The 18,968-nt window shown below is 53.7% G+C and carries 16 protein-coding genes; 5 read left to right on the top strand and 11 right to left on the bottom strand.

Annotated elements, in window-relative coordinates; translation table 11 throughout:
* Positions 1 to 20 precede the first annotated feature (20 nt).
* From FJD34_RS28545 to FJD34_RS24070, 5 genes are all read right to left on the bottom strand, one after another.
* Positions 21 to 290 (bottom strand): hypothetical protein, encoded by a 270-nt coding sequence (locus FJD34_RS28545; RefSeq protein ID WP_090292955.1) that lies wholly within the window; start codon positions 288 to 290, stop codon positions 21 to 23.
* Positions 287 to 1,267, bottom strand: a complete 981-nt coding sequence (locus tag FJD34_RS24050; protein WP_090292953.1) for an integrase domain-containing protein — start codon at positions 1,265 to 1,267, stop codon at positions 287 to 289. Before FJD34_RS24050 ends, FJD34_RS28545 begins: the two co-directional genes overlap by 4 nt.
* A complete protein-coding gene (locus tag FJD34_RS24055) occupies positions 1,251 to 1,604 on the bottom strand; it encodes a hypothetical protein (RefSeq protein WP_090292952.1) in 354 nt (117 codons plus the stop codon). The genes FJD34_RS24050 and FJD34_RS24055 overlap by 17 nt, the downstream gene beginning before the upstream one ends.
* Positions 1,591 to 2,997: a YfjI family protein gene (locus tag FJD34_RS24060; protein WP_090292950.1), complete on the bottom strand. Its 1,407-nt coding sequence runs from the start codon at positions 2,995 to 2,997 to the stop codon at positions 1,591 to 1,593. Before FJD34_RS24060 ends, FJD34_RS24055 begins: the two co-directional genes overlap by 14 nt.
* A 1,069-nt stretch (positions 2,998 to 4,066) precedes the next feature.
* Positions 4,067 to 4,603 carry a LasR-specific antiactivator QslA gene (locus FJD34_RS24070; RefSeq protein ID WP_090292949.1) on the bottom strand — a complete coding sequence of 179 codons (537 nt, stop codon included), beginning with the start codon at positions 4,601 to 4,603 and terminating at the stop codon, positions 4,067 to 4,069.
* 529 nt (positions 4,604 to 5,132) lie between these two features.
* Here FJD34_RS24070 and FJD34_RS24075 point away from each other — a divergent pair.
* Both FJD34_RS24075 and FJD34_RS24080 read left to right on the top strand, forming a co-directional pair.
* Positions 5,133 to 5,465: a hypothetical protein gene (locus FJD34_RS24075; protein WP_065950574.1), complete on the top strand. Its 333-nt coding sequence runs from the start codon at positions 5,133 to 5,135 to the stop codon at positions 5,463 to 5,465.
* Positions 5,466 to 6,045: 580 nt separating this feature from the next.
* Positions 6,046 to 8,592, top strand: coding sequence for an SIR2 family protein (locus tag FJD34_RS24080; protein WP_090292947.1), 2,547 nt, complete (start codon positions 6,046 to 6,048; stop codon positions 8,590 to 8,592).
* A gap of 842 nt (positions 8,593 to 9,434) precedes the next feature.
* On the opposite strand, the gene FJD34_RS24090 is transcribed toward FJD34_RS24080, so the two are convergent.
* The 6 genes from FJD34_RS24090 to FJD34_RS24115 all read right to left on the bottom strand — a co-directional run bounded on the left by FJD34_RS24090 (position 9,435) and on the right by FJD34_RS24115 (position 12,619).
* Positions 9,435 to 9,812, bottom strand: a complete 378-nt coding sequence (locus tag FJD34_RS24090) for an Ltp family lipoprotein (RefSeq protein WP_028237301.1) — start codon at positions 9,810 to 9,812, stop codon at positions 9,435 to 9,437.
* 199 nt (positions 9,813 to 10,011) lie between these two features.
* Complete coding sequence (locus FJD34_RS24095) at positions 10,012 to 10,584, bottom strand: hypothetical protein (protein ID WP_090292945.1); 573 nt, start codon at positions 10,582 to 10,584, stop codon at positions 10,012 to 10,014.
* A gap of 258 nt (positions 10,585 to 10,842) precedes the next feature.
* Positions 10,843 to 11,121: a hypothetical protein gene (locus FJD34_RS24100; protein ID WP_090292943.1), complete on the bottom strand. Its 279-nt coding sequence runs from the start codon at positions 11,119 to 11,121 to the stop codon at positions 10,843 to 10,845.
* Between the two features lie 113 nt (positions 11,122 to 11,234).
* The gene (locus FJD34_RS24105) at positions 11,235 to 11,750 is read right to left on the bottom strand and encodes a hypothetical protein (protein WP_090292941.1); all 516 of its coding nucleotides are present in this window, start codon (positions 11,748 to 11,750) and stop codon (positions 11,235 to 11,237) included.
* 108 nt (positions 11,751 to 11,858) lie between these two features.
* Positions 11,859 to 12,281 carry a hypothetical protein gene (locus tag FJD34_RS24110; RefSeq protein WP_090292940.1) on the bottom strand — a complete coding sequence of 141 codons (423 nt, stop codon included), beginning with the start codon at positions 12,279 to 12,281 and terminating at the stop codon, positions 11,859 to 11,861.
* An 11-nt stretch (positions 12,282 to 12,292) separates the two neighbouring features.
* The gene (locus FJD34_RS24115; protein ID WP_090292938.1) at positions 12,293 to 12,619 is read right to left on the bottom strand and encodes a hypothetical protein; all 327 of its coding nucleotides are present in this window, start codon (positions 12,617 to 12,619) and stop codon (positions 12,293 to 12,295) included.
* A 268-nt stretch (positions 12,620 to 12,887) separates the two neighbouring features.
* Between FJD34_RS24115 and FJD34_RS24120 the strand changes: the two genes are divergently transcribed.
* The 3 genes from FJD34_RS24120 to dapF all read left to right on the top strand — a co-directional run bounded on the left by FJD34_RS24120 (position 12,888) and on the right by dapF (position 18,630).
* On the top strand, positions 12,888 to 15,290 hold the full coding sequence (locus tag FJD34_RS24120; RefSeq protein WP_090292937.1) for an AAA family ATPase: 2,403 nt from the start codon (positions 12,888 to 12,890) through the stop codon (positions 15,288 to 15,290).
* Entirely contained in the window at positions 15,287 to 17,218 is a 1,932-nt protein-coding gene (locus tag FJD34_RS24125) for a UvrD-helicase domain-containing protein (RefSeq protein WP_090292935.1), read from the top strand. The genes FJD34_RS24120 and FJD34_RS24125 overlap by 4 nt, the downstream gene beginning before the upstream one ends.
* A gap of 611 nt (positions 17,219 to 17,829) precedes the next feature.
* Complete coding sequence (gene dapF / locus FJD34_RS24130; RefSeq protein ID WP_090292934.1) at positions 17,830 to 18,630, top strand: diaminopimelate epimerase; 801 nt, start codon at positions 17,830 to 17,832, stop codon at positions 18,628 to 18,630.
* Positions 18,631 to 18,968: the final 338 nt, after the last annotated feature.

The raw sequence follows: 18,968 nt of genomic DNA on the forward strand, positions 1-18,968 counted from the left end.
GCTTACGCTTAAAAGATCTATCAGCCAACCACGATTTGCGCCTTTCTGCGGCAGATCAACCCTGCTGTTAACTCAAAGTAGTACACGGTCGCTGGTGCTGAGCAACGCAGATAGTCTTCCAAAAACCATCTCACGTGCTTTTCCCTCCAGGACCAGGGAGTCGCGCAACCCCAGCGCTCACGAATCACCTCGTACATCCTTTCTGCTTGTCTAATGTGCCGCCGCCGCGTGGCATGCGCACCGTTGAGTACGGGACTCAGAAACAACGCCATATCGAACTCAGACTTCATCGCCGACCTCCGATGTAGGCACTCACCACATCGATGCGGTTATGCCCCAACTCATGGCTGATCTGCTGTCGTGCTCGCTGATCGAATTCTCGATCCTCTCGATAACCACGACCGCCATTTACCGGTGCTGGGAAGCCGGTCAGTTGCTCATAGCGCTCACAGGCGTAAGCCGCCCGCAGCTCATGAAAGCCTTTCAATCCATGCTCATGCAGGAGGTCCCGTGCAGGCCGCACGACTGCTCGCATGAAGTCTTTGTAACTTTCATCGCTCGCCAACAGGTTCCGACTGCCACTGGGTGAGACAGCACTGGCCGTATTCAGGGCATCGAGGATTTGATCCGTGACCGCGACCCAGCGCGGTGCCGATGCCCCTGACCGACCGCCTTTGGTGCCATCTTGGATGTTGATTTTACCCAGTTGTTGGGCCTCTCGTTGCAGCCGTGGCAAGTCTGCCAAGATCGCTTCACGCAGACGCATACCGGCCTCCCGGGCGAGGTACACAATGGCGCTCACCCTCGACTGCTGACGTTCTGAGAGTGCCCGTGCGATCAACTTGACCTGCGCACGGTCTTGGCCTTGCGGGACCTCATTACGCACACCTGAACGCTGCAAGCCCAGCGCCTTACTCGGAGTCGGGATTTTGACGTACTGATCACCGCGCAGCGCGGCCATCGTTCGGTTCACGCTGGACAGTCGGTTCTGCGCGGTGGCAATGCCGACGTTGCCCTGATCAACCTGCTCCCGCACGTGGACGGCGTACCGCATGAGTATCTCGCGGCCTATCTGGCGCGCGTCGTTGACCCTCGGCCCTTCCTCGGATCGACACCAACGCACGAAGGCCTGCCACCGAACACTATGGGCTTTGACGGTAGCAAAATGGCCGTCGCCAAACAGGTCTTTCAGTGCTTGCGGTCCGGCATAGCTGAGCTGGCGACCGAAGCCGAAATTGCGGCCTGCTCGCTTACCGACCCGAGCCATTTTTTTGTTCCTGATCGGCTGCTGCGAGATCATGCAAAAGGGCTCGCCAGTGCGCACTTACAATCGCGAACTGAGCCCAATCAGTCGGGCGAAAACACAGCGTGTTGTCGGTGACGTAAAGATGCGCACCCTCCTCTTTCAACCATTGAATAATGGCTGTCGTAGAGGCGATAGCTTTATGGGTGGTGGCGACACTGGCGACAGCGGCGACAACCCTCGTCCTGCCTGGTTTTGAGCGTGGCGACAAAGTGGCGACAGTACCGGCGACAAATCGCAGTTTCGGCTCCTTTTGGCGTTGAGCCAGATGGTGGCGCAGCGCTTCATCAAGATTGAACATGGCGCACCTCGAAGGTGTGGCCGTCGGAGATCAACCACTGATGATCAATCAACTCGACCAGCAGCTTTGCGACATGACGACTGCTCTTGCGGGCAAAGCGGGGACCGTTGCGATTCAGATCTCGAATACTGAAGCGCTTCCAATCCTTGACCTGCAGCCAGCGCAACAGCCGGTCCGCCTCTTCCTTTACCCGGCACACCGGTTCCTGCTCGGTCAGGCGCTGGATCTCGGTGAGGTAGTAGCCGACTAAAGCGGATGCCCGTTGGATATGGTCGACCTCCACGACGCTGCTCTCCTCCACAACTGCAAGAATGCCGGCGACGCGCAGCAGGTTATCGGCGGCCTTTGATCCGCTGGGCCGTACGCTGGCCAGCTCGCCAAACTCCCCCAGCTGAGCTTCGATAGCATCATGCAAATCAATCCAGCGACGACGCGCCAGCGGACTGAGGCTCAGCTTTGACAGCTGCAAGGCTCCGTCAGCGGAAAGTGACCAAGGTTGATAAAACAGAGCCAAAAGGCGGTGATGATAGCGCTTGAGGGCGGCGTCTTTGGACAAGTCGACAGCCTGGTAACTGCGTTGTCCGGCCAGGCTGGTGGGCCAGGTCATGAGGCAGCGACCGAGAATGCCTTGCCCCTGCAGCAACGGGTCACTGAGTAACTGCATGGCCAAATACGGTTGCAGCATCAGGTGCAGGCTCAGGCGTCGGTCATAGGCTCGTAGGCTTTCGCCTGCCATAGAGCGAGCACGATCAATCGGGCTACCGTCCCAGAGCGACGACAAGGTCGTGACCGCTTTCAAACGGTTGTCCCGACTCATGGTGCTGCTGCCAAGGAATTGTCCGCCCTCGTCACAGAACAGCCCCATGCTAGGCAGGTCATGACAGAGCCCCTTGATCAGGGCCTCGATAGTCGGGTCGGTGGTGATCAGTCTAGGGGCTGAGGGCTCCGCTTCGAGCGACATTTCGTTTGCGGGCTCAGGATCGCCAGGCCTGATACGATGCGCCTGTCGCTGTGCGGCACGGTACCGGGCAAGTTGTTCGCGATAGCGCTGCCACTGTTCACGCTCCCATTGCCGTGCTGGGAGCAATGCACATCGGTCTGCGGCGGTCTTGCGATCACCTGACGCGGCCACCGTGATCAGATACAGCGACAGGGGATAATTTCTCCCGTCGAGCTGTAAGCCCGCATGACCTTGAGTGGCCAGCGCCGAGGCAGCCAACACTGATTGCGCGGCCAGTGCCTGGGGCACGCCGATGACCTCGGCCATTCGCTCTACCGCAGGCCCAAGAATCCCGCCCAGTGCCTGGACCGGATAAGGCTCGGCCACGGGATTCGACTCAATCAGCGGTCGAGGTGGTTGTGGTAGTTCAAGCTTCGGATCTAACTGCTGCATGGGCCCTCTCCTCATTCATTGCTGGTAGTCCTCACGTAGCCCCGCCACGGGTGTTGAGTGTTATCAGGGATCAAGGCCCCTGCGGCCTGTGAGGTGTTCACTGACGCGGAACGAGCGGCTCCTTACGACCGGGAGCGAGGGCATGAACCCAAGGATCTGGCCTCCTTAGGCGCATCCGAAGATGCGGGCGGGTGGAGGCTGTGCCGACTGACGAGTTCGGCACCTGGAGATCCTGGGCGGGAGGAAGCAAAGACCTGGACACCAGGTGCATGCCTGACTGTCAGTCAGGTGCAGCCCTTCCGTAGGCTGCGGCACCGGTGTCTGTGTCGTTGCGGATGGCGACGAATCGAATTTGTCAGGCCGATTGTCACGAGGAGAGTTGCGGCAATGCCATGTACGACGTGGCTTGCAGCAGTGGTACGAGCGCCCGTCTCTTTCCAGGAGAAAGAGACGGGCAAGGTCTGGCGCAGCGAAGTGTGCCAAGAGGTGAGGTTGCTGCAATGCAGCGAGGTAGGTCCATCGTCTGCCGCAGTGGGCAGATTGGTAGAGTAGGCATCCATCACTCTTGGGAAGTGACCGTGCGAGCCGCCGGACGCTAATCACACTTGGGGAAGAACCACCACGCGAGTGGCGTAGCCTTAAAGGTTCTGGCTACCTGGGCAGGCGCTGTCAACGACAGCGATCCGTGCGCCAATTTTTATACCCACTACAAAAGGCGGTCAAGCGTCACGGCCGAAGTGCTCAGAAAGTGGCGACTGTCGCCGCTTTTGTCGCCATGCTCCAGGCCACGTTCTACGTGGGTTGTCGCCGCCGTCGCCGCTGTCGCCACACCTACATCCATGCCCAACGATAAAATTCGGACACACAAACTGAATAACGTCGCGCTCGATGGAAATCGTGGGGAATTACTGATGGTGAAAGTAGGCGTGGTGTGAATTAAATTTGAGCATGGAGGGTGGAACGCGGCGGCTTCGAGAAAAAGCGAGTGAACCCTCCGATCGGCGCGATCAAAGATCGCTTGATCGGAGGGTTTGGCGGGAAAAGCAAATCTCAAACGTCAATTACAGACTCAGGCATCAAAGCGGGTTGATTGGGAAGTGACGGCCTCACGTCGCATGATCAGCGTCTGCTGCAACCGCAGCAAAAAACCTGCTTCAAATGCCTCTTGTGGATCACCTGGACGATGACGCTTTCGGTTCTGAGACAGCGCCCACCATAACGGTAATGATGAGCCCTCAAGCCAAGTCTCTGCGCAACGAATGCCCTCCTTGATTACCGGAGCGAACTCATCGCCCCAAGGAGTTTGGATCGCGGGAGCCCCTTCAATTGACGGGACAGAGACATATTCATGGATCTGTTGATGGACGCTTTGAGCTGGGATGCCAGTCAGATTCCGGAACGCCCTATCGTACAACACTGCGGCGTCATCCAGCAGCTCTACTGCCAGTTCAACGTCTTGCGGAAAATGAAGCAGAATACTCTGGGCTCCGTTAAGCCGGAGAGTGGCAGCCTGCCGCAGTTTAATCGCTGCATCTTCAGGGGTAAGCACTGAAGTATCGATGCTGTTGGGTTTGGGGAGGCCGATGAGAAGCGAAAGATCAAACATCACGGAATCCTCCGAGATAGTTTGCAGCCTGAACCATTTGGCCGGGGTGGCGCACGAGCTTAAAAGGGGGACATGCCATTTTCCTTATCTCCTTGGTTTGATTAAGGAATGCCATCCACCGTTGCGACACGAATGGGTGGCACACCGTACAGGGGTCGCAAACCGGAAACCAAGGAACCCGGCCAGGCCGAAGCCTGCCCTGCACGGTGCGCCATAGAAAAGCAGCAGCTAGCACTTGAAGTGCTGACTGTGCGATATGGCACATACCGCGCCTTGGTTTCGATTCAGGTTGCGACACCCGGTCGCGGGATTGACCGCGACGGAGCAAAGCGTAAATGTGAAGCGGCGACAACACAAGCATGAGTGTCAATAAGGCTGCATTCGAACAAGCGCTCTGGGCAGAAACTCACGCACGTTCGGATTTAGTGGTTATGGCAAGTCAGATACCACGTCAAGCCTTCTTATTTCCGATTCTGTCCGAAGTGATAGAATCGAAAACGCTACACACGCCCCCCTCTCGAGAAATGGTATGACTACAGAGCTGACGGAAGAAGAAATGCGTCGGGCGCTATTCGGTGCGCCAGAGGCCCCTGCATCAGTAATCGACACCCATGAGCAAGATACTGCACCGGAAATCGTGATCGCGGAGCAGACAAAGGTAGTGAAGAAAAAGAAACTTTCAAAATCCTTTACTCCCAGATTGAAAGTCACACTGAGGGTGGGGAATGAATTCGAAGGCAAGATGCACGAGATCGTACATGAAGCCGATACGCTCAGTTCTCTAGTTGCAGAGCAAGAAGCTACAAAGTTAGCCAAGAAAAAATTCAGGTTTGTGGAAGTTATCTCGGTCAAGTCGATGTAAGCGGGCACGCTAAAGTCCGATTAAAGCGCATTTCATCCCTGCGGCCCAGTCATCCCCTGCTGACCTCGGTCTGCGACGGGCAGAAACCGGCCAAATTCGGTTATTCAGTATCTACAAAAATAGGGACTACTCACGTGATAGGTATCGACGCGGCCAGAACTAGTTGAGACGCGATCAATCCCACCGATTTCTCTGAGCACTAATTTGCCCCTGAGAATTTTGCACAACCATCTCGAGATCTGGCCAGGAACAAAAGAGAGCGATCTCAATTGAGTAAACCGAAGATTTTTGAGAAATAACGAAACGCGTAGACCGCGCATCAATCACATCATGTTGTTGCTTACACCAGCCTAGCCATCTCCTTGTAGCTGCGTCCTCCGACTGCTGCAAACATTAGATACCGGAAAACGCTCGTTGCCTTTTTGTGCAATATACAGACTTGTCAATGACTATATTTATTTTTTGTGGCAGAAAGCCATCATTATTTGATTGATATTGTATTTGTAATATATTTAAATAAAAAGTACACGCGCAGAAAATCAATTGGAAAAAAATCTAGATTACTCAAGGAACGTTATAGATGTCTGATGCAGTGCTGGAAGCCTTAACCAAATTTTTTGACTCCTCTAACGAGCCAGTCCTATTTACAGGGGCCGGTGTGTCAGTCAAGGCTGGACTTCCTACATGGAGGACTTTGATCGAGATACTTGCTTCTGGGATTCGCCCGCGTGATTCAGGTACCGCAGACATTATGGTGTCTAGAATTGAAAAAGGGGCGCTCACAACTGCCGTTGATTATTTCATGCTTAGCGATGGAATGAACACCGGCGACAAGTATCGTTTGATTTCTGATACGCTTTCAAAATATGACCATAGCGCGATATTAAACGTTGCTAAACTTCCATTCAAAGGCTGCCTGACTACAAACTTTGACGAAAGTATTCTGCAAGCTATCGGACACTCAAGGGAAAAGTTTCCTAGAGACTATAAATATGGTGATTCGTCATTCAAACAAGCGCAGTGGGAAAAAAATCTTTTCGTTGCTAGGATTCATGGTGCTGTCGAAAACCCAGAAGCCATTATATTATCAGATAAGCAGTTCGAAAACCTCTTAAAAGATGAGGCTTATCTTGAGCTTCTGAGAACTTGTTTCTCCCATCGTAACGTTCTTTTTTTGGGTTTTTCCTTTTACGATCCTGCAATTCGTCACATTTTCAACGAATTAGAAAAGAAATTTGGGAGCTCGACGCCTGGTCGCCATCTCGCAATCCTCCCAGATAACATCGAATCTGAATTTATTCAAAAGGCACACAACCTCAATATCGACGTTGTACGATATAGCTCTGCTGAGCATCACAAAGAGTTATGGGATGCTCTTGAAAAATTCAATAACAAACCAATTGCTGTTGTTAATATTCCAAAGAATCCATCTCCGTTTAGTTTCACTAAGCAATTCCTCGCCGCATGCTATGCACGTTCCCATGCAGGCTCCCAGAGAGCGCTTCGAGAAGCAGTGGCAGAAGGGGTAATTTCCGCTTTTTTGCAAGAATGTATTCCTAAATCTATAGAGAAATCTGCTTTATATGAAAAAATGCGAGTAAGTCTCGGCGTGAAAAGCGACGACGTGTCTTATCTTGTAGATACCGCTGTAGCATCTCTCGCCGACTCTAGACTTTGCTCGTACCAGCCCGATGGATCGATTATATGGACCGACAGTTCCGAAGGTGATGCCCCTCTCAAGGACGCACTGGCCAGGTTGGTTGAAAGCACTGTTGGCAGGGCTTTCGTCTCGGAAAAATGGGAGATTCCTGGAAACGTGAGAAACGTTATAGAGCGTTTTTTCGACGGCATAATTAACAATCGGGGCTGGGACCTCGGCGTCGCATTTTCTGCCGGACGAGTACCGGAAGCAATTTCCGTAGAGTCCCTAATGAACGAGTGTGCACATGATATTTTTGCGTACGATAAAGAAAGACTACTACGTGTCTGCCAAGATTTGTTCAATCATCCTACTGTAGAAGAAGCTGAGATTCTTTCGGAGCTTGGTCGTGTGAGCTTTGCAATTGAGCTTGCTTTTAAATCCCCGAGCTCAGTATTGCTAAACAAAGCGATATTACCACGAGAGATATATTTTGACGCCAGCGTTATATTGCCGATCATTGCTGAAGGACATCCGTACACTCAGCTTTATAAGGATGCAATATTGCGACTCAAGCAGGCATCTGACTCGGCAGCCGTAACCTTGAAGCTTTATGTTCAAGACGTTTATCTTAATGAAATCATGAGCCACAAAACTAAAGCCGAAGCCTACTATCGTGAAGCAGGAGAAGACTTTTACAAGATTGCAATAAATGATGTAATCTATAGTGGTTCGACTAATACAAATGTGTTCGTGGCCGGTTACGCAAACTGGGTAACAAACAACGGCGTCGATATAAATTTCTCAGAGTATCTCGAGAAGTTCGCACCATTCAACACTCAAGCGAAGCTGAAAACCTGGCTAATCAAGCAGGGTTTCGAAGTTGCATCCGCTACAAAGGGTCAGGTCTATGCAGACCTTTACTCTATTATGGAAAAGTATTACGCCCAGTCATTGGTATATGGTAAGGCCCCATTACTTATCGAACATGATGCGATTCAAGTAGCCACACTGGTTACTGAGGTTCTAAAAGGAGAAAAATGCCTTTTTGTAACTGCCGATCGCCAACTACGACAAATTCTGAAAGATACAAAATACGAAACTGCTACAGAGTTTATGATCAGTCACGTAGGCTTAATCCAATTTATCGAAATTATGCTGGGCGGCGTACGCCAAGGCGTAGGAATGGCCAAACTACTATGGAGTTCTAAAGTTTCCGATAGAGCTCACGCTGTACGATCTTACTTCACATCTAAGGCCCTAGATAAATACGATGCAGGCATGCTTATGTCGATGCCTGAAGTCGTGGAGGGCTTCTCCGAGCATGCAATCTCTGAGCTGAAAAGGAATGATGAAGACCTTGACTCTGAGGATCCAACGAAGAGAGTTAGAGCATTCAAAGCACTGGGAATGCTGGAAACGCAGTATTTCGACAAAATGAAGACAGCTATGAGCAAAGAGAGGCAGTCTGCGGCGGTAACGTCCTAAAATCGGCTCAAGCTAATTCGGCCTGAAGAGAAGGTGGAGCATCCCCGTAACGGTAAAATGACATGGGCTAGGCAAAACCTAGCCCTTATCACTTGGCAAGCAGAGGCTGGTTCAACGCGTCCCAGACGCGAGCGATGGTCGGGCACTCGCAATTACGGTGACTCCTGAGGGTGTGGCTGTTTATGAAAAACTTCGATCAGGTCTGGTCGGAGAAGCCAGTAACGGAGCAATCGAATTACTACTCCGATTTTCTCATGACACAGAGAAACGCTGTGGTCTCAAAGCGTCAAGCAACGACGAATGCCTGTCCAGCCAATGCTGCTGAGGTAGCAACCGGGTTATTCTTCACACGCCTTCAAAACTGCTCAGCCTCGTATCCTGCTTCAGTGCCATAGCGAAAATCTAAATTCTTGAAGGTTTTTACGGATGCACCAAAAAATCTTGTTCTTCCCTATGGTTATGCCAGACGAAACTAGCCTTCCTGCTGTGAGGCGCATTCGGTTTGGTAATCCACTCCGAAAGCGGCCGTATCATCTTGGGATCGTACTAAATGGATGGAAATTTTCTGCGCTTCAGCCACAGTCGACTCATTTTTTCTGCTAGGTCCTAGGGAGCGAAAGCGTCCCTTTCTACCTCCCCGGCCCCGGATTTTCAGGGCCGAGGCTTGGGATACAGCTGAGCGACCTTTCCTACTGGTTCACGTTGTCCGCAGCCACACGGGCAAACCATGCTTCGTGGTGGCATTGGTCAACATCTTGCTATTTCAGCCCAACGGCCTAGAACGATGTTTGAAGGCGAATTCGATTATTTCAATGTAACTATCGTTTGAACCACGCCGTTTTTCAGCAACCATCTGCATGTTTTGCCCCGTAGGTTGCTTGGTCCACAGTGTATTTTTCTCCAGCGCTCGAGGAAAGTTGCTTAATGAGGCCTTTGCACGAGAAGCCCATCATATTGAGATACTGCTTCGCAGACCTCACCGCCTGCTGGTTCCAATCAATGTTCATGCTGTCCACTGCTATCGTGGCGTCAGAAACGTCGAAACCCTCTCCAGCATCAGATGAAAGCTGATGAATAAGCCCATTCCGTGAGAAGCCCGTCATGCTGAGATACTGCTTCGCTGATCTGACTGCATTATTTTGTGGTCCAGTCAAATCTCCAGCCCATGAGGGAGCAGCAGCAAAAAAAGTGACAGCCAATATTACTTTCAAAAAATTCATCGGAATATCTCCAGAACCCATGCAGCGCCTCTAACGGCCTTAAAATTCTTGTCTTACGGCTCAACTTTACATGACACGTCCCTTTGAGGGGACTGAGCGAATTTCCTCGGCTTTCACCTGGTCAATCAGTGCCTGCAGCTGCGGCGGTAGGCCAAGAATCACGTTTATTGCGAGAGTCATTTTTTCCTTGATTACTGAGCTACCGGACGACGTTGAACTCAACAGACTCGTGGCTAACTAGACAAGCCGCCTTCTTGTCGAGGCCATTTACTTTTAAGTCATAGGTTAGGCGTACTGAGCCGTTCGGAGCTTCGTAAAAGCCTTGGTTGGCAATTGTGGCGCCGGGCAGTTTCTCAGCCAATTGGCCTGCACAAAGAGGTTCAGCATACCCACGGGAAACCGGCTCACTCGTAGCCGGCGTGCCCATCTCGATCTGTGTCCGCGTGTAGAAGGTGTTGTAAAGCTGGCCGCTTCTCACTTCTTTGCACTGGACATAAAACTTCGGGTCCACTGGGTCAGAGTCGATATCGGGCATCGCATACTCAACTGAGGAGCACTTCTCCTGCCTGCGGTGCATTTCAACCAGCGGAGCGAGCAGCGGTTGCCACTGAGCAAACTTGTCCAGTTTCTTACAACCTTCCCCGCAGCCGCCGATCTTTTCGGGAATGGCACCAGGTGTGATCGGAGCAAGGTGAAGTACAGCTGCTGGCTTGGATTCCTGACCACAGCCGGCCAAGAGCACGGTGACGCTTAAAACGATGAGATATTTCAATGCGGAATTTCCTTTTTCCGTCAATTAGTATTTTTCGAGGCTTCGCTTTGCTGAACTGACGCAATCGCCGTATCCGCTAGCGTCCTCGCTGGCAGCGTAAACTTCATCGCAGGTCTGCTTCGCTTGCTGCGTCGAGGATGCTGTATGTGCCGGTGGATTGCAGGCTGAAGTATTCGCCGCAATTATGGCGGCGATAATCAAACCTAAAGCTATCAGCGTGTGACGGGGCTCCATGCTTCGGTTTCCTCGAACAGTTCGTCAGTCGTTGTCCTTGCCTACCTTCACTCCATCCACTGTCAGGGTCAGGAAAACAGGCCAAGTCGAACCGTTCTTGATATCCCACACATAAAAGTGCTTGCCAGGAGTGCCCATGATCTGTGAGTTGTCCTCGACCTGGCGTCTCGCCTGCTCATCCGGCGCGATTACCTGGACGGCGTAACGCGGACGGCCGGTATCTAAGTCATACGGACCAGCCTGTCGCCGAAATCGAGAGCCGGGGGGCAGAGTGATTTTGTGCTCGTTTTTGTCACTGCTCATGATTTTTTCCTCGAACTCGTTGCTGCATTGATAAAGCGTTCATAAGTCCCCGGCCAGCTTGATTGGGCAATGAACGCTTTCCCGTGCAGCCCCGAAAGGCTGGCCTGAATTTTCTAAGCAGTTGTGAGTAAAAAATCGCCGTGGAAAGGGAGCGCCTCAAGGGTTGGATCATTTTCGAACAGATCTTCCCAAGCCCGGCAAATCTTGAAGAAAAACATGAGCAGGTCGATGTCCTCGCCGCTTGAACGTACGATGCTAAAAGCTTGCCGTTCTTTTTCTAGCCCTTTGATTACACCATTTGGACCTAGCGCGGACAATTTCTGATTGCCAACACCGACCGAAACTGACTTCACCACTAGGTGCTTCGAGGCGTTAGCGATATCGGCACATTCACCAAACAGACCATTAGCCTTGGCTCGCCAAGCACTATGAAAAGCTGCATCACCTTTTTCGTCCTTTGATTGCAGAATCCAGTCCCGTAACGAGGAATTGGTTACACAGAAATTGAAAAGGTGATCTCCCATCTCTTCCAAGGTGCTTGCATTCCAGGCTCGGCCAGCTTCTCGAAATAGCTTCAAGGCGATATCGCGAGGGCACTGAAACACAGGGATTACAGGACTGATTGTCATTTTCTTACCTTGATTGTGCGGGAGTCAAATAGGCACTTCTCTACGTCCTCAGCCCTGTTTTTTTCAGGTCAAGGGCTTGAGTGCAGCGGGTGATTTGCCCAAAACTCATTAGGAGTACTTCGTTCGCTTCGCCCTATTGAAGGGCCATGGCCAAGGACTGGCTTCCAGCTTCGCTCGATCCCAGTCATGCTTCAGTAGCAAAGCAATTCGCTTTGAAAACTCGGCAAGCTCAGCCTTTGACTCTGCAAGGCAATTCAGTCTGCAAATACTGGCCAGAATGCCATTATCTTCAGAATCGAGCGGATTGAGCATGTGTTCAAACGTTAAGTGCAGTTCGGAAAGCTTTGGAGCATTGTTAGCTACTGATGCCCTGTGTACCTCTAGCGCATTGAGTCGTATCTTGTCCCGCCACTTTGCCCGCTCTTGAGTAACGTTCTCTATCTCAATCTTTCTTTCCGAAGACCGTAAGGTCACGAGGGCGGCCACCATCGCCGACAATACGGCGGAGGAAAAAAGCTCAGTGAATGTCATGTCAATTTTTCCTACACATCTGGACGCTGATCTTTAGCCCTCGCACCCTTATCCTCAATCATCTCAAAGTAGGTGCCGCAGGGGCTGATTTTGGTTACGGCTCCAGACAGCGACGTTCCGTCTGGTAGAACAATTTGCGCATGACTGATAGCAGGCGATTTCAGCAAGTCCACACCTAAGTTAGCTACCTGGACGCTCGTTTTTTTGCCTAGTTCTCGACAGATCAAAATCGGCTGGGCCGAGTACTTCGCCTGACGGCCGAGACCAGGGGCAATACCATAGGTCAGCGTAAGGTCGACCTCGCAAGATATTTCTGTTGGTAACTCGTTGCTTTTCATCATTGTCTCCTACTTCTTCTTGATTGGCATGGCCTCAAAATCGCCGCTGCTACGAGACGTGAAGTGATGTATGTATGTATGTATGGGTAAGGTCGTCGTTATTTCGACGTTGATGTGCTGACTGGAGGTTTAGCATGGCGTGCGCTATATAAGTCTCCTCTCGGCATCCGCACATAGATGCTGTTAGATTCACGAACGCTCAAAGGAAAGCAGCCGGCCTGTGTGCTCAGCACCAAGTTGTCCCGGCATCACTTAGGAAGAGGTGACCATGAAGCTACAGGCATATCGGCTGCAGAACTATCGCCGACTGCGCGACGTCGTCATTGAGCTTGACGATGAGATTTCCATCTTCGTTGGCGCCAACAACAGCGGCAAGACGTCTGCCGTACAAGGCCTGTACTCGATGCTCCGTGGCGAAGCGAAGAAGTTCGAACTCTTCGACTTCAGCGCGGCGTTGTGGGCCGAGATCGACGTCATCGGCAGGACGCCTCCAGGCGATGAGGACGCGCCCAAGCAGTTGCCGTCCATTCTTTTGGATCTCTGGTTCCGGGTCGGTGAAGACGACCTCGCCACTGCAATGTCGCTTCTTCCGAGCACGGAGTGGGACGGTAAGTGCGTCGGGATCCGGGTGGCGTTCGAGCCTCAGGACGCCCATGCACTCGTCCGGAAGTTCCACGAACTGCATGAAAAGGCCAACAACGCTGCGAACGCACTGATGGCCAGACGCAGTGTAGGCGCGGAGGCAGGTGCGGAAAATGCGGCGGCGGTGGAAGCGGATCCCGGCGAGTACAAGCCCTGGCCGGAAAGTCTGACGAAGTACCTCACCAAGGAACTGAGCAAAGAATATACGTTCCGCTACTACGTGCTCGATGAGCGCGCATTTGTCGGCTATCAGCCAAAGGAAGTCGATTATGCGCCGCTGCCACTAGGCAAGGAGCCGGGTGGCGCGGCGATTCTCAAGTCTCTGGTGAGGGTAGACTTCCTGCGCGCGCAGCGGCACCTCGATGACCCGGATGCTGGCAGCTCCGACCGCGCCGAGAGCTTGTCGCGGCGTCTGAGCCGTTTCTATCACCGCAATCTGGAGAAGCGTGGCGACGACCATGCAGCGCTCAAAGCGCTCGATACCTCGGAGAAAGAACTGAACTTCCACCTGAAGGAAGTCTTCAGCGACACTCTCAAGCGCCTCGCCAAACTCGGCTATCCAGGCGTCAACAACCCCGAGATCGTGATTCGGGCGTCCTTGGATCCGACCACCGTCCTGGGGCAGGATTCCAAGGTTCACTACGTGGTTCCTGGTGCGATCACCGCGCAACTGCCCGACAGCTACAACGGTCTGGGGTTCAAGAACCTAGTCTATATGGTGGTTGAACTCCTCGACCTGCACGAGCAGTGGAAAGCCGAGGAAGACAAGCGGGCGCCACTGCATCTGGTCTTCATCGAGGAGCCTGAGGCGCATCTGCACGCTCAGATCCAGCAGGTCTTCATCAGGAATGTTTTGCGCCTCCTTGAGGATGCCAACGATCACGCAACGTTTTTCCACACGCAGCTCGTTGTCACCACGCACTCCCCGCACATTCTCTATGAGCGCGGGTTCTCTCCCATCAGGTACTTTCGCCGTGTTAGCGACCAGTTGGACCATAACACCGAGGTAAGGAATCTTTCGCTCTTCAAGACGGGCGCGGCCGACGCTCCAGCGCGCGAATTCTTGCAGCGGTATCTGAAACTGACACACTGCGATCTCTTCTTTTCCGATGCTGTCATCCTGGTGGAGGGCAATGTCGAGCGCCTGCTCTTGCCAGCCATGATCGAGACGGCGGCCAAGCGCCTGCGTTCCTCCGCCCTAACCATCCTTGAAGTCGGTGGCGCGTTCGCGCATCGGTTCCAGGAGTTGATTGCCTTCGTTGGACTTACTACGCTGGTCATCACGGATCTGGACAGCGTAGCGGTCAAGACGGATGCCGAAAATGCCGCCGAGCAAGACACAGGAGCCGGTGCCGTCGACGGAGATAACGAGGAAGACGACCTGAAGCCCTTCGAGCTCGAAGACGACGACGAAGCAGCACCGGGCGGCAAGAAGAAGTCTAAGAAGCGTGGCAGCACCTGCCATGCTCACGTGGAGGGTGCGTTCACGTCCAACCAAACCCTTATCAGTTGGATCCCTAAGAAGCGGTTGGTTGCCGAACTCTGGGAAGTCACGGCGGAGCAAAAAACGCTGTCGCTTGCCGAGGGGACCAGCGCTGAGGTTCGGGTGGCCTATCAAACCAAGGTTTTGGTGACGGTGGGTGCCACGACCTCGCAGCTCTGCGGCCGCACGCTTGAGGAGGCCTTCGGTCTTGAGAACTCCGACTGGTGTCAGGCTGAGGCTAACCGGGCGGTCGGACTCAAGCTGAAGCGCGCACCAAACAGCCCTGAAGAACTGGCTGAGAAGTTGCACGAAAGGGTGATCGGCAAGAACTTCGACAAGACTCGCTTTGCGCTGGAGGTCCTCGCAAGCGGACCGCTCAACTGCTGGAAAGTCCCCACGTACATCGCCGAGGGCTTAGCCTGGCTCGAAACCAAAGTGGCCCACGAGATTGAGGCGGACGCGGCTATTGCCAACGAGGTCGCGACAATTGAGCCGACTGCAGCCGGTATTGTCGCAGTTATTGCAGGCGCGGGGCAGACGACATGAGCAGACGAATTGATAGCCCAGACACCGACGCCGACCGCGAGATCCACGCATGTATTGCCGAGGCCCCCCCGCAGCCGTTCGTGGTCCGCGCCGGCGCAGGTTCCGGCAAGACCACCTCCCTGATCAAGGCGCTGGACTGGGTGATCTCAGAGCACGGCGCCAGCATGCGGGCGAAGAAGCAGAAGGTCGCCTGCATCACATATACGGACCTCGCCGCCAAAGAAATCTTGGCGGATGTCAACGACGACCCGCTGGTTCATGTCTCGACCATCCACAGCTTCTACTGGTCTATTACCAGGACGTTTCAGGCGGACATTAAGGTTTGGCTACAGAACGACATCCGCAGGCGGATCACCGAACTGGAAGAAGAATTCAAGAACTACAGCTCACGTGTCCGGCAGACTACACGCGACAGGAACAAGGCTGACCAAGAGCGTTATGCCCGAAGCCTGGAGGCTATTGCTGGCGTCAAGACTTTCAACTACGGCGTGGGCAGTGACTACGCGAAGGGCGTCCTCGGCCACGAGGACATCCTTCAGCTCGCCGATTTCCTGCTGCAAAATCGCCCGCTGTTCCGACGGGTCGTAGCGCTGAACTTCCCGTTTGTGTTCATTGACGAGAGTCAGGACACGTTCCCGAGCGTAGTGAAGTCCTTCAAGGAAGTGGAAGCCCAGATGCGGCGCAAGTTCTGTCTCGGTTTTTTTGGCGACCCGATGCAGGCGATTTTCATGAGAGGGGCGGGGGACATCCCGCTTGAGGACCATTGGCGGGCCATCACGAAACCAGAGAATTTTCGCTGTGCCAAGCAGATCCTTGACGTTGCCAACGCCGTGCGCGCGCAGGGCGACGGCATGGAGCAAGTCCGCGGGCTGCACGAAAGGGTTAATGGAGAACTCACGCCGGTGGAGGGCTCGGCCCGGATGTTCGTCCTGCCGAACACGCTGAACCGAATTGAGGCCCTGGCGAGAATCCGGGCGTGGAGTGCGGCGACGAACAACGACGAGGGTTGGACGACCCCAGACATCGCGCTCAAGATTCTTGTCATCGTGCACCGCATGGCCGCAAACCGGCTCGGCTTCGGTGGCATCTACTCGGCGCTGAACGATAAGACATCGGAGGGCATGAAGCAGGGGATGCAGGATGGCACCGGCTGGCCCGTTCGACCGTTCCTAAGTTTTGCGCTACCGATCGTTGCCGCCGTGAAGGCCGGCAACGAGTTCGCGGCGATGAACCTGCTCCGGAAGTTCAGCCCGCGTCTGGCGCCAGGGGCTCTTACCGGCCGACGTGCCGCGGCTGTATTGCGAGAACTGCACGCTGCTATGTCTAGACTTGTCGCCATGCTGGACGAGGCAGGGACCACCATTGGTGACATAGCACTCCATCTCTGTGACACGGGTCTTTTCGAGTTCGACGATCGCTATGCGCGTGTTCTCGGATTTGTCAGGGATGTTGCAGACGCTGCCCAGGAGCCCGAGGCTGCTGATGCAGTTCCGGCCGAAGGACTATCCTCAGATGCGGCAATGGCCAAGTTTTTCAAGTGTTCTGCACAAGAGCTTTGGCCCTATGAGCGCTATGTCTCAGAAGGGTCTCCCTATGCTACACAGCACGGTGTGAAGGGAGCGCAGTTCGAACGCGTCATGGTGGTGATGGACGAGGAAGAAAGCGACTACCGAACGTACAACTACGAACGTGTCTTCGCGAGCGCTGAGGCCCGTGCTGCAGATCGTGCACGAGCACTAGGCGGTGATGAAAACACTTGGAGCCGAACGCTGCGACTGCTTTACGTCTGCTGCACTCGCGCCCAGCGGGGGCTGGTACTAACGTTCTTTGTCGCCGATCCGACGACCACCTTGGAAAATGTCGTGGCGAGCGGGATCTTGCCGCGAAGCGCAGTCTTTACGCAGGAAGTGTTAGCTGGATGGCCATAGACGAACGATTGCCTGACCTATTTGAAGCAAGAGGCGAGCGGCAGGCTCCCGTGATGGCAAGTGGTAGCTACCGGGGGGTAACTCTGCTGATGTGATCGACAGCATTGGCCGTTTTTTTCCATTCACCACCTTCAGCCTCTTATAAAGCGTAACCTGTGTCCTGAGAGCGGCAGGAAGATCACCCCAGATCATCGATGAGAAGCAAGGCCGTAAAATCGATTACAAGCGACGTGCCAGAGCATGGATATGCTCGTTGGGCATTCCAATTGGTATTCCAATGAAAATAAAAAAATAAATTTAAAGATAGTAATCAATACTATAGGAGGCCAATTCAGATTACCCCGGCTCATCATCTAAAGACGTCCACAGACGTCTTTTTTTGTGCCTGAACCCCAGTGAATACGGACGCTCGGGCAGTCCAGAATTGCTAGTGGCGCGTGCGCTGAATATTCTTGTAGTTCCAGCCAATACCCCACCTGCCCTATAGGAACGAACGTCTTCGCAAAGTCCCCAAAGCGATCGCGATTATCCACCCCAATACGCGTTATCGTTAACGCTCATCGCTGGCACGCCAGCGCCAGCGCCTCTTCGTCATTCATCAGGACCGTGCCATGCCGTTGAGTTTTCACAAAATGCACGCCAACGGCGATGACTTTGTCATTGTCGACGCACGTACCACCATCAACCCCATCACCAGTGCCCTGGCCAAGCGCATGGGCGATCGTCACCGTGGGATTGGTTTCAACCAACTGGCGGTGATGCTCGATTGCGAGGATGCGGCGGCGTGGGTGATGTTCTGGAATGCTGATGGTACTGCGCTGGATGCGTGCGGCAGTGCCACGCGGGGGGTTGCCAGTCGTTTGATGAGCGAATTGAACAGCACGTCGGTGGTGCTGCGGACCCATCGCGGCTTGCTTACCTGTGAGCGCAGCGCAGCCAACACAATCACCGTGGGCATGGGTGAGCCGCTGTTCGATTGGCAGCAGATTCCTCTGGCCCGTGAGTTGGACACAGCGCATCTGCCGCTGGCCGGTGAGCCTGCCGCGTGCAGCATGGGCAATCCGCACTGCACTTTTTTTGTCGATGATCTGGGCACTCTTGATATCGCGGCAATCGGGCCGACGATTGAGACCAACCCATTGTTTCCCGAGAAGACGAATGTGCACTTCGTGCAGGTGATCAATCGCCGGCATATTCGGCTGCGGATCTGGGAGCGCTGCGGCGGTGTTGCGCTGGGTTCGGGCACGTGTTCATGCGGTGCGGCCGTCAACGGTATGCGTCGTGGGTTGCTGGACGATTGCGTCGAGGTTGAATGCGACGGCGGGAGCGTCACGGTGCAATGGCGAGGCACCGGCCCGGTGTTGCTCACTGGGCCGGTTGAGGTGGTTTTTTCAGGAGCGTTTGCGCTCTAGAAATCCCAGCGTGTGGTGACCATCACGTTGCGTGGGTCACCGTATTACGCCTTGTCGAACATTTATCCGACCAAAAGGCATGGGCGATGATATGCCCCCCCTCATTGTTCATGCATGGAAGCCCATTGAATTGAAAAAACTTCACTGGGGGACGGCTTTTTGACCGGGAATTGGAGAGACGAATAAAGATCTGCCAAGCAGATACTCTGAGAGATGGCGGCAAAATACGCGTGGAAAAACTCAGCGGCCCTTTAGGTATGGTGGTGCAGCGAGTTCAATTGCTCTGACGACAGGCCCTCTGTAGGCGCGAGCTTGCTCGCGAAGCACTTGGAAACGCC

This window comes from Pseudomonas brenneri, from assembly GCF_007858285.1.
GTDB lineage: Bacteria > Pseudomonadota > Gammaproteobacteria > Pseudomonadales > Pseudomonadaceae > Aquipseudomonas > Aquipseudomonas brenneri.